The sequence below is a fragment of the Verrucomicrobiia bacterium genome (genome assembly GCA_035765895.1).
Lineage (GTDB): Bacteria > Verrucomicrobiota > Verrucomicrobiia > Limisphaerales > DSYF01 > DSYF01.
This window is the reverse complement of sequence record DASTWL010000004.1, coordinates 23,298-38,377: the sequence shown is the minus strand read 5'-3', so window position 1 is coordinate 38,377 and position 15,080 is coordinate 23,298. Positions and strand designations below refer to the sequence as shown.

The window sequence follows — 15,080 nt, the reverse complement described above, 5'->3', positions numbered from 1 at the left end:
ACGCTGGCTATCGTTTGCCGACGGAAGCGGAGTGGGAAAAGGCGGCCCGAGCGGGCATTATGGGGCGGCGTTTTTCCTGGGCGGATACCGACACCATTTCCCATGAGCGCGCCAATTATTACAGCACGACTGCCTATGCCTACGACGTGAGCGCAACACGGGGTTTCAACACCAACTTCAACGACGGAGTGGTGCCTTACACGGCACCCGTAAACTATTTCCCCGCCAATGGCTATGGGCTTTCTGGCACCACGGGCAACGTCGCGGAGTGGTGTTGGGACAAATATGACAGCACGTGGTATTCACAAGCTGCTGCCTCCGACGACGACACCCGCGGGCCGCTTGGCATGCTGGCGGATGACGCCGCCCGCTTGGTGCGTGGCGGTGCCTACGGAAGTGATTCCTTCAACTGCCGTGTGGCCTATCGACGGGCCGCGTCGCGCAGCAGCGCCGCGCCCGATCGCGGATTTCGGACGGTTCTGCCGGTTCCGTAATAGGTCAGCTTCTGGGTTTCTTCCGAATTGCTCGCCCGGTTGAAGGGGCGACTGTTCGGCGACTCAAATGCAAACTTTTGGGCGGCGCGGCTTGCCAATCGGTGGCGTCGCCAACGGAAAGGGCGGGCTGCATCCCCCCCGCTGTCGGCGGGTGCCGGGCAAACTTCTCTTAACCGCGTTGGGCACACCTTCAAGCTGTGCGATCCCGCCCTTACCGATCGGTCAATAAACAACTGCCCGGTAAAACTTCTGGCCGGCGTTCGGATCGATGGAGTCCTGGATCGGGATCAACCCACTCGAACTCGTAAAATTCGTGATCGGGATCCAGTCCGTCAGATTGGTGGAGCATTCGATGCGGCAGGTGAATCCGGGCGGGCCGTTAAAATCGAACTGCATGCCACCGTCGGGCGTGCGCTGGCCATTGAGCAGGGTGACGACATCGCGCACGAGCGGGTTGGTTCCGGCGTGTTCTTCCTGCAGGTTCGTAAAGCCATCCTGGTCGGGATCGTCGTTCGCGCCGCTGCCGGGCGCATTGATGGATCCGAAATACCCCAGCTCCCACGTGTCGGCGAGCCCATCCTGGTCGCGGTCGTCAGCCAGCGTGGTGCGGATGAGGAAAATTTGTCCGCCGGTGGTGCGGAAGGCGAGGCCGTCCGTGCCCCAACGGATCAATCGCGTGGGGGAGCCGGACACATTCGTGATGGTGAGCGAGCCCGCAAGTGAGAGATTGGTGATGTTGAGCGCGGACAGTGTCCAGGTTGAGCCGCCGCCGCCGAGGTAGAAGACGCGCGCGTCGCTCTCATCCGGAATCACCAGGCCGCTATAGGGAACCGTGGCGATGTTGGTGCCGGCCGCGGGATCAAAGACGCGGCCGCCCGGGGTAAACAGGCGACCAGCGCCGTATTTGATTTCCCAGTCCGAGTAAGTCACGACCGTGTCACGGGTATCGGAAAGCAGCGTCGCCCCATTGGCGTCAATGCCGATGCGCCGAAAGCCGGTCGGATACGTGGAATAGCAGGTTGTTGACGAGGGCAGTGCCAGGAAATACGGCTGGTTGTATTCCGTTGGGCCGACGAGGTTCGCCCGCGGCACGCCGTCATCATACACTACGAGCGTCGTGTGCACGGTGGCCACGACCGCGTGGGGATCATCCGGCAGCACCGCGATGTCATTGACGTTGCCGAAGCCGGTCGGGAATTTCAGGTCCGCGACGCGGCTGTTGACGTCGATGCGCTGAATACTGCTGTCCGCATCCAAACCGGCATACACATACTGGCCGTTCGCAGCCACGGTGAGTTTGTCCGGCTCGGTGTCCGTGGGGATGGGCGCATAATATACTCCCGCCAAAGGGTCGAAACTCACGAGCGAATTGCCCAGATCCCGCTGCGCGTTGGGGATGCTGGCAAACAACTGATGGGCGGCGGCGTTCCAGGCAATGTCACTGGTGACCTGACGAATTTCGGTGACGGTGTCACGGCCGGGCATGCGACCGACGGAAACGGGCAGCGAAGCGACGTTGTTGGTGCGGGTGGGATCGGGCGAGTCGCTGGTGACGCTGGCGCGGAGCAGGGCGAGGCCGGCATTGGTTCCGACAAAGGACAAATTCACCACGGCGCTGGCGCCACCGGAGAGCTGGCCCAGCCAGCAGACCAGGCCGCCCGTGGATTGCGTCCACGTGCCGCTGCTGGTCGTGACGGCATCGAGACGCGCGTTGCTGGGTAATGTTTGGGCCAGCACCACGTTGGTGGCCGTGTTCAGCCCGGCGTTGGAAACGGTCAGTATGCAACTGAAGTTGTTGGTCACGAGCGCCGGTAATCCGACGGTGGCGACGCCGAGGGCCAGATCTGCGGGCGCACCGGCCGGGACAAAGCGGGTGCGCGCAATCGCGACTTGAGTGGCATTGTTCGCGCGGAAGGCGAGGCCGTTCGTGCCCCACGGAATGAGTTTGCCGGACGTGTTGCTGACTCCCGGCATCAGGGTGGAACCGATGGGCAGCAGCGTGGCCAGATCGAAGGCGGTGAGACGTCCGGGGTTGGCTTGAAATTGCCAGAAGCGTCCGGCGGCCGAACTACCCGCAACCGAACCGCCGCCCGTGCCGCCCACGGGAATCCCGCGCTCGGGATCCGCCACGCCGCCGCCGGCAAAAACGAAGCCGCCCGCGGCGGCAAATTGCGCACCGATGATCGAGGGGGAATAACTCTTTTTGGTGGTCAGTCCCGAGGCGTCCACATCCATCACATAGAAACTGGAAGGGCTCAACGAAAGCAGATTGCCGTAGAGCCGCGTGGGTGATTCGCCCCACTCGATGCTGTCTCCGCCGCCGCCGTTGGTGCGCGCTACGCCGTTGTCGTAAACATACACGCCCCGTTCGTAGGGACTGTAGCCGGGTTCATACCAGGAGACGGCGACGGTGGCCGAATTCCCGGGCATGGCCTCGACGTCCAGCACGGAGTAACCCTGATTGGTCCACATCAGGTCGAGGGAGCGTGTGAGCGTGTTGAAACGATAAATCCCCGCGCCCGGTTGCGCCTGGGCCCAGCCGTTCGTGCCATTGTTGGCGGCATGCACGTAAAGGCCGTCGCCGGACGTGGCAAGCTGCACGAAGCCGGCGTTGCCAATGGGCACGCCGGGTTCAGCCTGGTCCAGGATTGGATCAATGGGCACGAGCGTTCCATTGCTGCTGACGAGCGCCCACAGCCGTTGGGAGATGGGGCTGTAAACCAGATCGGCTGCCGCGAGGTTCAGCAAATACACGTTCGGCGGCACGACCGCGAAAGCCGCGCTCGAGCCGGAAACGCCGCCGCCATCGTCGGCCTGCAAATGCACGAGCGGTTCTGCGGTGAAGAGTGTGACGTTGCCGGTCCATTGTCCCGCACTGAGCACCACGTTGGTCGGCTGGAAAAGGATCGGCCCGCCGCTGCCCAGCGTGGTCAAACTGACGGGGCCGTTGTAAGCCGTAATCGGTCCGCCAAAAGCATCGCGTGCCGAAACGGTGACACTGAACGGAACACTGCTGGTTTGCGGACTGGGAATTGACGCAAACGCAAAGTGATGCACTTCGTTGTCCAGCAGGAGCACGTTGGTCGAAGCGCTCGTGAAGCCGGAAGCGGCGGCGCTCACCGCAATCGTTTCGGAGCCGTTGTAGTTGGTGTCATCCACCACGCCGGCCAGAAAATAGCCGGAAGTTTGTCCGGCGGGAATCGTGGCGGAGGCGGGCACCGCGAGGCGGCTCGCATCGCTTGATTTCAGAGTCACCGTGAGATTGCTGGCCAGCGTTCCGGAAAGATTCACCGAGTAAAGCACGGGCCCGCTTCCTTCGCTCAACTGTCCCGGACCGGCGAGACGCAGGTAGGTGTCTTCGTTGTCGGTCACCTCGATGGCATTGGTTGCGGGGCTCCAGTTGCTCAAAGAAGCCGTGATATTCACCTCGCGCGGGCCGTCGATTTTTTGATTGTCCACGAGCGTGACGTTGAACACGGCGGACGTTGTGCCGGCGTAAAGGGCCACGGACGATGGCACCGTGACCGACGCGGGATCGCTCGAAACGAGATTGACCATGAGGGTTTCGGTCGGTGGCGCGCTGGCGAAAAGGTGCCCCGCGTTGACGAGCGTGCCCGCTGTTTCGGCGGCCGTGCCTGGCAGAGTGAGGTTCAGGGCGGCGGATTCATTGTCCTGGACGAGCAACGTGACGGCGCCATCGACGTAGTTTGTGGCGCGGGCCGTGAGGGCAATCCAACGAGGGCCGTTGAGGAGCGCGTCATCCAAAACGTTGAGCACGAGCGCGGCATTGGTCTGGCCAGCGGGAATCACCACGCTCGGCGTCACGGTCACCTGGGCTGGGACGCTTGAAGTGAACGTGACGGTCAGGGGTTGGGTGAGCGCAAACGGGATGCTGACCCGGCCGGTCACCGACTGGTCGCCCTCCGTGAGCGCCGTCGGGATGTCCAGGCGCAGCCCGGGACGGAGCACATCAAAGAAGCCGCTCTGGCCGACGTGCTCACTGGCGTCCGCAATGGTGAAGTAACTGTTGGTGGCCGGCAGGGCGACGCTGACCGTGTTGCTCCACGCTCCGTTGACAAAGCTCGTGAGGTTGCTGGGGAACACGAGCAGGTTGGTGTGGTCGAACTCGTCCCAATGGATGTCGTCAAACCACGAAGTGGCCGGGTCGGTGTTCTGCAGCACCAGGGTGTTCAGCCCCGAATACGGATAGCTCGGGAATTCGACATTCGTCACCACGAGCGCGCCGTCGATCCGGCAGTCCACCCGGCGGGTGTTCCAGTTCAGCTTCAAGTCCACCCGATACCAGCGGTTTGATTCGTAGGGAAAGGACGGTTGCTTGTTGCCGGCGGCGAGACCCATCAGCCCCTTGCTGTTCAGGTAAAAGTCCACCACGGTGCTGCCGTTGGCGACGGCGTCGAAGCGGCCGCAATTGGCGGTGGTTTGCGCGGCGCGCACCCGGAACGAGAGGTCGGTGGGGAAACAATTGCTGATAGCTTGGCGCAGCCCGTAAACGGACGCGGGCAGGGAAGCGCGCCCCGTGAGCCGCACGCTGCGTGCGCCGGTGGCCGCCGTGTCATTGACATTGGAAACCGACAGGAGCGCGGGATAATTGTTGGTCCAGCCCGGCAAATCCCCGTCCTCAAAATCGTCGGCCAGCCACGGGGTGAAAAACGCGTCGCTCTGGGCGGTGAGCAGGGCGGAGCCGCTGAAACTCGCCGGGTTGCCGAGATAATCCACCGCCTTGACCGTGAGCAGGAACGGCCGGTTCGTGTATTGCGGTGAAGGCACGGGACTGAAGACGAAGTGATCCAACCGGCCGGGCACGGCGTCGTCGTTGAGGATGGTGCCGGTGGCGAGGTTCGTTCCCAGTGTGGCATTCGCGGCCGCGGTCAGGCGGACGAGGAAGGTTTCATCCGGTTCGTTGACCGTGTTGCCGTTCACCGGCACCAGGATGGCGGCATTCGTCGTTCCTGCTGGAATCGTGACGGTGCTGCCATTGCGCGGCGTGGCCACGTAATCATTGGTGGCCGTGGCGGTGCCGTCCTGGGTGAGATACGTGACCACCACGTCGTAAACGGCCGGCTTCGACAGGGTGAGGGGAAAGATGGCGTTTTTTGTGCCCGCGTCCCCCTCCAACAGCGACGTGTCCGCGATCCAAACCACCGGCGGCGGATCGTCGTCCTGAATCGTGCCGGTGGCATTCGTGACGCTGAGGTCGGCGTTGACCGGGTTGGTCAGTGTCACGGTGAAGATGCGGTTGGGCTGATCCAGAATGTTGTCGATCGGGAACACCTGGATCGCGGCGTTGGTGACGCCGGACGGGAACAGGACCGTGCCATTCGTGCCGAGGTAATCCACGCCGTTGGTTGCGCTGCCATCGCTCGTGAAATAGTCCACGGCGATCGGCTGGCCGCTCGGCCCGGACAGGCTGACGTTGAACACCAGACCCGTGCTGGCCGCGACGGCTTCCGTGCCGCTGGCCGGGGCAATGGCGAGCAGCGGCGGCAGAATGGCATTCGTCAACTGGAGCGTGTTGTCGGCCGGGTTCAGCTCCAAGAATTCGTTGTTCAGCGTGAAGACGTTGGTCACGAGTCCCGGGACGTCCGCCCGCACCACCAGGCTGGCGGTGGCGGTGGCGCCGGCCGGGAGAGTGCCGATGGTCCATTGCACGACGCCGGCCGGATTCGTGACGGCACCCTGACTGTTGGTGGCCGTGACGAAGCTGACATTCGTGGGCAACGCGTATTGCACCAGGGCGCTGGTGGTCAGCGCTGGACCGTGGTTGGTGGCCAGGAGGTTGAACCCAAGCAGCATCCCGGTGCGCAGCGGCGGTGCGCCCAGGACTTGCGCCGTGCCGCTCAACCCCAGATCGATGGCCGAGGTGATATTGAAGGGATTGCTGCTGCCGATGTGTCCCGCATGATCATCGGCCACCAGCACCACGTTGGACGCCGATTGCAGGGCGGCAAGGGAGCCAGACCAGACGCCGTTGGTGAAGTTGGTGGCGACCGTTGGGGTGAGCAGCGGGAAGCCGATGTGCACGTCATCGGCATAGACGGCCACGGCGTCGCCAAAAAGGTAGTCCCGGCTGACGAACAGTTGCAGCGGGTAAAGCCCGTTGGTGGGGGCGGTGAAGGCGAGGCTGAGTGTGTGACGGACAATGGCACCGGTGCAAAAACCGCCCCCCACGCCCCACGAGACATTGGTTGAGCCGACCTGCAAATAGATGGCCGCGCCGAGACAGGACATGTCATAGCCCTCCATGCTTTGCACCACGTTCACGGAAAATGTGTAGGTCAGGCCGCCTGCGAGCCAGACCCCTTGCGCGATGCCATTCGTGCCGCCGCCCGCGATGGTGCGGAAGGCGGTCGAAGGCTGGCCAAGCCCCGCGACGTCGTAGAGCGCCTGTTGAAATTTGCGTCCCGGATCGGAGGTGTTGTTGAACGGCACCCAGCCCGCGAGATTCGGTTGTTCGAAATCCAGATTGGTGGCCAGCACGTTGGTGGTGCGCGCCGAAAACTGCACCGGCCAGGGCACGTTTGTGACGAGTCCGCCAAACGCATCGCGGGCGGTGAGGGTGACTGGAAAATCAATGGTCTGCGTCTGCGGGCTCGGAATCGCCGCCCAGTCGAAGTGGTGCAGTTTTCCGGCCAGACCATCGTCGTTGAGAATGGTGCCGACCGCGCTGCCGGTCGCGATGACGGCGTTCTGTGCGTTGGTCAGATTGAGCCGGAAGGTTTCATCCGGCTCGGCGATCAGGTCGCCGATCACCGGCACGGCGAGTGTCAGGTTCGTGGTGCCGGGACTGATGGTGAGCGTGCCGCTGGTCGCCAGGTAATCCGTCCCTGCCTGCCCGGTCTCGTCGCTGGTAAAATAATCCACGGTGACCGTGCTGAGGCAGGGTGACGAGAGCTGGACCGCGAAGACGGCGTTCGACAAGCCCGAGTCGCCTTCGACCAGCGCGACCGGACTCAGCGTCAGCTCGGGCGGCGTGTCGTCATTCAGAATCGTGCCGGTGGCGCTGGCGCGCGCCAGCCAAGCCTGCTCGGGCGCGCTCAGGTTCAGGAACAGCGTTTCGTCGGGCTCCAACACCGTGTCGCCCAGCACCGGCACCTGCACGGTCAGATTGGTGGTCCCGGGCGGAAAGGTCACCGCACCGGTCACGGCGAGGTAGTCAGGGATACCGCCGCCCCATTGGTAGGTTTTGCCGGTGCCATCGACGCTGGCGTATTGGACGGTTACGGGAAATGCCGAGGTGCTGGTCAACGAGATGGCGAAGCTCAGATAATTCGTGCCGGCATTACCCTCAAGCACGCTCGCATCGTGCACTAGCACTCCGGGAACGCCGGGGGCGCCATTGGGGTCGTAGATTCCCGCCGTAGTCAGCGAGTTCGGATAGCTTTGCGGGGAATCGCCGCCGGCCAGCAGCACGGTGCCGTCCGGCAGGAGGCGCGCCGAGTGAAACCGCCGCGTGCTGTTCAGATTGGCGGTCCAGGTGAAGGTGTCCGTCAACGGATCGTAGAGTTCCGCACTGGCCAGCGTGTTGTAGGTGGCGCCCCACGTGCCTTGTCCGCCGGCAATCAGCACCTTGCCATTGGGCAGCAGCGTGGCCGTGTGATATGCCCGCGGTTGGAGAAAGCCGCTCGTTTCGACCGAGTTTCCCGTGGCCGGGTCGTAGAGGTAGGCGCGCCCGTAGCCAAAGTAGAGATACTTGCCCGTGGGGAGCAGGATGCCGTCAAACGGGCAGGACAGGCTGGGCGCAAAGCTGAAACTCTGCGACGCCGGCGTGTAGAGTTCGTTGGTCGTCAGCGAGCCGCCACAAAACAGCACGGTGCCGTCCGGTTGCAGCGTCGCGGTATGACCGGCGCTATATTTCAGCATGTCGCCTACCTGATGGAAGAGCTGCGTGACGGGGTTGTAAATCTCAGCCGTTTTCGCGCCGGTGGCATTGAGACCGCCGGCCACGAGCACGGTGCCATCCTTCAACAACGTTGCCGAACCATTTTCATGTGCTCCTACCGTGCTGCCAAGGGGCAGCACAAACGAGCGCGTGGAAACATTGTAAAGGTCGGCGGTGTAACCCAGATGCTGGCCCACGACCAGCACCTGGTTGTTTGTCATCAACGTTAGCGTGGGCGTGTTGTAACCCACGTGCGTGCGGCCAACCCCATAAAACCGGGCGGCGGTTACACCAGTGACAAACGTGGCCTGGTTGTTGGTTGAAACAGAATCCGGCGTGGCGGCGCTGACCTGGGCGAAATTGGTCAAGCTGCCCAGCTGGCTGGCCTGCAATTCAATCGTCAGCGCTGCGCCACGATTATAGGCCAGCGAACCCAGGGTCCAGGCGACCACGCCCGCAGCTTGGGTCACGCTGCCCTGACTCGCCACGGCACCGACGAAGGTGGCATTGGCCGGCAGCCAGTTGGACACGACCACATTGGCCGCCGGGTCGAGGCCGTTGTTAAAAACCGCGACGGTCACCGTGAAATACTGCCCCAGACTGACCATCGGGGGCGAGTTGCTGAAGGACAATGTCAGGTCGGCGTTGGAGGTTTGCCCCTCGGCGTGGCTGAGCGCCAATGTGAACAGCAGAAGGAACGGAAGAAACGCACCGGAGTGCATCTTGGAAGGCATGGGGAAAGACTACTCGCGGCCGGGAAATTCAAGCAATCCGGAAAACCCCGGACCGTCTCAACGGAAGGTCGAGTCAAACACGCCGCCCGGATTTCAGGGCGGGGTTTCTTTGCCGACGAGCAGGATGGCTCCCGTGCATTCACCGGTGCATTTCAGCTCCATCAGCAACGCTTTTCAAATTGCCATCCAATTTTAGCCGTCCCTACAATGGACTTGCGGATCAAGGCGGCGTAACGGCACCAAAATTTATCCATGCACGATTGTCTCATCATTGGCGGTGGCATCGTCGGGCTGGCGACGGCCCACAGTCTCTTGGAGCGCCAGCCGGGTTTGCGCCTCATCTTGTTGGAGAAGGAGTCTGAACTGGCGCAACATCAAACCGGCCGGAACAGCGGCGTCATTCACTCGGGGATTTATTACAAGCCCGGCAGTTTCAAGGCGAAGTTCGCCCGGGCCGGCTCCCGCAGCATGGTGGAATTTTGCCGCGCGCAGGGCATCCGCCACGATGTGTGCGGCAAGGTGATCGTCGCCACGCGCGAGGCGGAACTACCCCAGCTCGAGAAATTGTTTCAACGCGGTTTGGAAAATGAATTGCCGGTCCGGCGGCTGACCGCCGATGAAGTCCGTGAAACGGAACCCCATGTCCGGTGTCTCGCGGGTCTTAAAGTGCCCACGACCGGCATCGTGGACTACCGGGCGGTGTGCGCGAAGTTGGCCGCATTGGTCCGCGCCCGCGGCGGGCAAATTGAACTGGGAACCCGGGTCGCCCGCGTCACATCGTCAGCACCAAGTCACCGGATCCAGACCAGCCGTGGGGACTTCGAGGCGCGCTTTCTCATCAATTGCGCCGGGCTGCACAGCGACCGGGTGGCGCGGCTGGCGCGGGTGCGCACGCAGGCGCGGATTGTGCCGTTCCGGGGTGAGTATTACGAACTGGTGCCGGAGCGGCGGCACTTGGTGAAAACCTTGATCTATCCGGTGCCGAATCCGGCGTTTCCGTTCTTGGGCGTCCACTTTACGCGCATGATCGATGGCTCGGTGCATGCCGGCCCGAACGCCGTGCTCGCCTTCAAGCGGGAGGGCTATCACAAGACGGATGTCTCCCTGCGCGACTCCTGGGAAACGCTCACCTACGGCGGCTTCTGGAAGCTGGCCCGGAAAAATTGGGACGAGGGCTGGATGGAAATGCGCCGCTCCTTCAGCAAGGCGCAGTTCGTGCGCAGCCTGCAGCAGCTCATCCCCGAAGTGCGGGAAGCCGACGTGGTGCCAACCCACGCGGGCGTGCGGGCCCAGGCCTTGCAGCCGGATGGTGGGTTGGTCGATGATTTCCTTTTCGTCGAGGAACGGAACGCCATCCACGTCTGCAATGCACCCTCGCCGGCGGCCACGGCTTCTTTGGAGATTGGGCGGACGATCGCCGCGAAATTGCCGTCACTGAGGACCCGCACGACGGTCCCCGTTTGATGTGCCCGGCGCGGGTTGCCATGCGGAAGGAATTGCCCTGGCCCGTTTCGTTCCATTAGCATCCACGCACCAACATGAAAGGCATCATTCTCGCCGGTGGCGCAGGCTCGCGCTTGTATCCTTTGACGCTGGTGGCCAGCAAACAGCTCCAGCCGGTTTACGACAAGCCGATGGTGTATTATCCGCTGGCGACGCTCGTCGAGGGCGGCGTGCGCGAAATTTGCCTGATTTCGACGCCTCATGACCTGCCGCGCTTCCGGCAACTGCTGAGTGACGGCAGCCGTTGGGGACTGCACATCGAATACCGCGAGCAGGAGAAGCCCAACGGCATTGCCATGGCCTTCCGCATTGCGGAGTCCTTCATCGGCAAGGATCCGGTGACCCTGATTCTGGGCGACAATATTTTCTCCGGATCGGAAGTCTTTCAAAAGGCCTTCGCCGGCTTCAACGACGGAGCAGTCATTTTCGGCTACCACGTCAACGACCCCGAACGTTACGGCGTGGTGGAATTCGACGCCGAAGGGCGGGCGTTGTCGATCGAGGAAAAACCCAAGCAGCCCAAGAGCAATTACGCGGTGCCGGGCCTGTATCTCTTCGACAACGAAGTGGTGGCCATCGCCAACAACCTGAAGCCCAGCGCGCGCGGCGAACTCGAAATCACCGATGTAAACGTCGAGTATCTCCGGCGCGGCCGCTTGAACGTGCACCGGCTCCCGCGCGGCTTCGCGTGGCTTGACGCCGGAACCAGCAGCAGCCTCCACGAAGCCTCGGCCTACGTGCAAACGATTGAGCGGCGCACCGGCATCAAGCTCGGCTGCCCTGAGGAAGCCGCCTTCCGACGCGGCGCCATCTCGCTTGCCCAGCTTGAATCGCTGGTCGTGGAACTGCCCAAGTGCGAATACCGCGATTATCTGGCCGAAGTGGTGCTCGAAGCCAGGCAGGGCCGGGCCGCAATGTGACGATGAAGCAAATCCCTTCCCAACTGGCCGGCGTGTGCGTCTTTGAAACCGACGTCTTCGGCGACGAGCGGGGTTACTTCATGGAGCTGTGGAACACCCGCCGCTACATAGAATGGCTCGGGACCACACCCTTTGTGCAGGACAACGTGTCTTTTTCCCGGCGCGGCATCTTGCGCGGACTGCATTTCCAGAACCCGGCGGCGCAGGGCAAGCTCATCACCGTGTTGCAGGGTGAAGTTTACGACGTGGTGGTGGACCTCCGCCGTGACTCGCCGACGTTCGGGCAGTGGGAGGCGTTTCAGTTGAGCCGCGAGAACAAACGGCAGGTTTTTGTGCCGCCCGGCTTTGCGCATGGCTTTCAGGTCGTGAGCGAAACGGTCCTTTTTCATTACAAGTGCACCGACTTTTACGCGGCGGCGCACGAGCACACGTTGCTCTGGAATGATCCTGAACTGGCCATTCCCTGGCCCGTGCCGGATCCGGTGTTGTCGCCCAAGGACACGCGCGGCAAACGGCTCCGTGAGTTTGCGCCGGCGGAATTGTTCACCTGCTCATGAACGCGCCGCGCATTTTGCTGATCGGGAAGAACGGCCAGGTCGGCTGGGAATTGCGCCGCGCGCTCGCCCCGTTGGGGAGCCTGAAGGTCGTGGGCCGTGAGGAGGCGGACCTCGCGGATGCGGACGTGCTGACCAGTCTGGTGGCGGAACTGAAACCGGCGCTGGTCATCAACACCGCGGCCTATACGGCGGTGGACCGCGCCGAATCCGAGCCGGAGCTGGCGCATCAGATCAACGGCGTGGCGCCCGGCGTGCTGGCGGAGGCCGCGCGTCAAGCCGGGGCGTGGATGATTCATTTTTCAACCGATTACGTTTTCGACGGCACCAAGCAGGGTCCGTATTTCGAGTCCAACCCGACCAACCCGCTCAACGTTTACGGCCAGTCGAAGCTGGAAGGCGAACTGGCGGTGCGCGCGGCCGGCGAACGACATTTGATTTTTCGCCTCTGCTGGGTGTATGCAACGCGGGGGCGGAATTTTCTGCTCACGATGCAACGGCTGGCCCGCGAACGCGACGCGCTCAAGGTGGTCAATGACCAGCGCGGCACGCCGACGTGGGCACGGGCGATTGCCGAAGCGGTGGCCCCCATCGCGCATGGGCTGCTGACCAGCCCGCGCTGGGAAGGCGCGGGCGGGACGTATCATCTCGCCTGTGCGGGGGAGACAACGTGGCACGGCTTTGCCAGCCGCATTGTCGAACTCATGCCGGCGGAACAACGGCGGGCCCGCGAGGTGATGGCCATTCCCACCACGGAATATCCAACCCCCGCGAAACGGCCGGCGAACTCCGTGCTGGACTGCGCGCTGTTGCAGCAGACGTTTGGAATTCGTCTGCCAGACTGGGATGCAGCGTTGCAGTTGGCGCTCGAATCTTGCTGAATGGGCGGGACGTTGAACTTTTGATCATTGCATGAACCTACTTGTCACGGGCGGCGCCGGTTTCATCGGCTCGAATTTGATCCGCCACATCATTGACCGGCCGGAAATCACCGTGCTGGTCAACCTGGACTGCCTGACCTACGCCGGCCGGCTGGAGAACCTGGCGGATTTCACGCAGCATCCGCGCTACCGCTTTGAGCGGGTGGATCTGCGGGACAAGGCGGCGGTGCGCGACGTCGTGCAGCGCCACCAGATCACGCACGTGCTGCACCTGGCCGCGGAAAGCCACGTGGACCGTTCCATCACGGGGCCGGGAGATTTCATTCACACCAACATCGTGGGCACGTTCCATTTGCTGGAGGCGTGTCGGGAAGCCTGGCTGCCTGCCCGGGCCGGCAGTTCGGACGTGCGGTTCCATCACGTTTCGACCGACGAAGTTTATGGCTCGCTGGGGGCAACCGGCTACTTCACCGAGACGACGCCTTACGCACCCAATTCGCCGTATTCCGCCAGCAAGGCCTCCAGCGACATGCTGGTGCGTGCCTACCATCACACCTACGGATTGCCGGCCGTCATCACAAATTGCTCCAACAACTACGGGCCCTACCAGTTTCCGGAGAAGCTCATCCCCGTTGTCATTCAGAGCGCACTGACGCGGAAGAACATTCCCGTTTACGGCGATGGCATGAACGTGCGCGACTGGCTTTATGTTGAGGATCATGCCGCCGCGCTGTGGCGGGTGTTGACCGCGGGCAAGAATGGCGACACCTACAACATCGGCGGCAACAACGAATGGCCCAACCTTCGCATCGTGGAGCTGATTTGCGACCTGGTGGACGAACTGGCGCCGCAACTGGGCGGCGATTCGCGCCAGTTGATCACGTTTGTGAAGGACCGTCCGGGGCACGACCGTCGTTACGCCATTGATTCCGCGAAGCTGCAGCGCGATCTCGGCTGGTCACCCGCCTACACGTTCGAGCGCGGCATCCGCGAAACGGTGAAATGGTATCTCGGCCACCAGGAATGGGTGCAGGCCGTTTTGCGTTCCCACGCGTAACGCGGCCGAGGCGCGGTCAGTGGACTTTCAGCCGGTAGAAGCGGCTTTGGAACTTCGGGCTTTGGAGATCTTGGAACTCCACCCACGAATAGGTGTTGGCCACGCCGGTCTGCCAGATGGTGTTCCACGTTTGGAGATCGGTTGAGGCTTGTAATTCATACCACCGCCCTGGGGCCGCCGGAAAGCGGACGGAGCGGGCGCTCGTGGGCGAGGTTGGTGACCGCAGTTGCAAGGGAACCGGCACGGTAAATACCGCTTCGTTCGAGGGCGCGCTTTCCAAGCCGAACGCGTTATACGCCGTCACGGTGAACGTGTATTTCAAACCTTCCTTGAGCCCCGAGACGCTGGCCTGGGTGTTGAGGCCGATGTCTGTCTTCGTGGGCGTGAGAGCATTTTCCTCGCGCGTATAAAGATAGTAGCCGGTCACGCCCACGTCCGGGCTGGGGTTCCACGCGAGCGTCAGTGACTTTTCCGCCCGGGCGCAGGGAGACAGCATCACCGCCGCGAGGCCCAAGGTGAGGCCGATCAACAGCCGGAAGGAGGTGGCGCGGTTCCGTTGGCTAGTCATCATTGCGTCCGTTGTGTTGGTAACCTTCGCCTGGCACCAACGCGGCTGGATTCGCAATGCGTCCGAACGTGGTCAAGACCGGGAAAGGGTGAAAAATCTTGGTGACCGGGACGACAACCGACCCGGACGGCTGCCCGAGCCGGTCAAGGCGCGTGCGGCCGCAGGCTGACGGTTGTTTTGTCGTCGTGGTCATGATTATGGTGCCTATCCGAAGAAACTCCGTGCCCAGAGAATCCTCCGGAAAAGCTCCGTAAAAATACGGTTGAAGCACCGGTGTGCAAGTGTCGATTCCTGGTGACAATTGCCACGCTACCGGCGTCTGGCGGGCAGTTGGTCAACTTCTCGGTCAGACCCAAGGAGTTGCGCCAGGGGCGGTGTGCAAGAAGTTCGCAAAAGTATTAGCCGGCCGCAGCCAGGCCGTAAAAAAGCTGAGCGTATCTTTTGCCGTGCGGCCAGGCGCTATGCGGTT

8 protein-coding genes are annotated in these 15,080 nt (G+C 62.6%); 6 read left to right on the top strand and 2 right to left on the bottom strand.

Annotated features, from left to right (window positions below; translation table 11 throughout):
- Positions 1-494, top strand: a 494-nt coding sequence (locus VFV96_00670) for an SUMF1/EgtB/PvdO family nonheme iron enzyme (GenBank protein HEU5068909.1), incomplete at its 5' end; no start/stop codon positions are given.
- Between the two features lie 222 nt (positions 495-716).
- Here the strand turns inward: VFV96_00670 and VFV96_00665 are convergent.
- Positions 717-9,128: a Calx-beta domain-containing protein gene (locus VFV96_00665; protein HEU5068908.1), complete on the bottom strand. Its 8,412-nt coding sequence runs from the start codon at positions 9,126-9,128 to the stop codon at positions 717-719.
- Between the two features lie 252 nt (positions 9,129-9,380).
- On the opposite strand from VFV96_00665, the gene lhgO reads away from it, so the two are divergent.
- The 5 genes from lhgO to rfbB all read left to right on the top strand — a co-directional run bounded on the left by lhgO (position 9,381) and on the right by rfbB (position 14,043).
- Positions 9,381-10,592, top strand: a complete 1,212-nt coding sequence (gene lhgO / locus VFV96_00660) for an L-2-hydroxyglutarate oxidase (GenBank protein HEU5068907.1) — start codon at positions 9,381-9,383, stop codon at positions 10,590-10,592.
- A 74-nt stretch (positions 10,593-10,666) separates the two neighbouring features.
- Positions 10,667-11,551: a glucose-1-phosphate thymidylyltransferase RfbA gene (gene rfbA, locus VFV96_00655; protein ID HEU5068906.1), complete on the top strand. Its 885-nt coding sequence runs from the start codon at positions 10,667-10,669 to the stop codon at positions 11,549-11,551.
- Positions 11,552-11,553: 2 nt separating this feature from the next.
- Positions 11,554-12,108, top strand: coding sequence for a dTDP-4-dehydrorhamnose 3,5-epimerase (rfbC, locus tag VFV96_00650; protein ID HEU5068905.1), 555 nt, complete (start codon positions 11,554-11,556; stop codon positions 12,106-12,108).
- Entirely contained in the window at positions 12,105-12,986 is an 882-nt protein-coding gene (gene rfbD, locus VFV96_00645; GenBank protein HEU5068904.1) for a dTDP-4-dehydrorhamnose reductase, read from the top strand. Before rfbC ends, rfbD begins: the two co-directional genes overlap by 4 nt.
- A 31-nt stretch (positions 12,987-13,017) precedes the next feature.
- The gene (gene rfbB / locus VFV96_00640) at positions 13,018-14,043 is read left to right on the top strand and encodes a dTDP-glucose 4,6-dehydratase (GenBank protein ID HEU5068903.1); all 1,026 of its coding nucleotides are present in this window, start codon (positions 13,018-13,020) and stop codon (positions 14,041-14,043) included.
- 16 nt (positions 14,044-14,059) lie between these two features.
- Here rfbB and VFV96_00635 read toward each other — a convergent pair whose 3' ends face one another.
- The gene (locus tag VFV96_00635) at positions 14,060-14,614 is read right to left on the bottom strand and encodes a fibronectin type III domain-containing protein (protein ID HEU5068902.1); all 555 of its coding nucleotides are present in this window, start codon (positions 14,612-14,614) and stop codon (positions 14,060-14,062) included.
- Positions 14,615-15,080 lie beyond the last annotated feature (466 nt).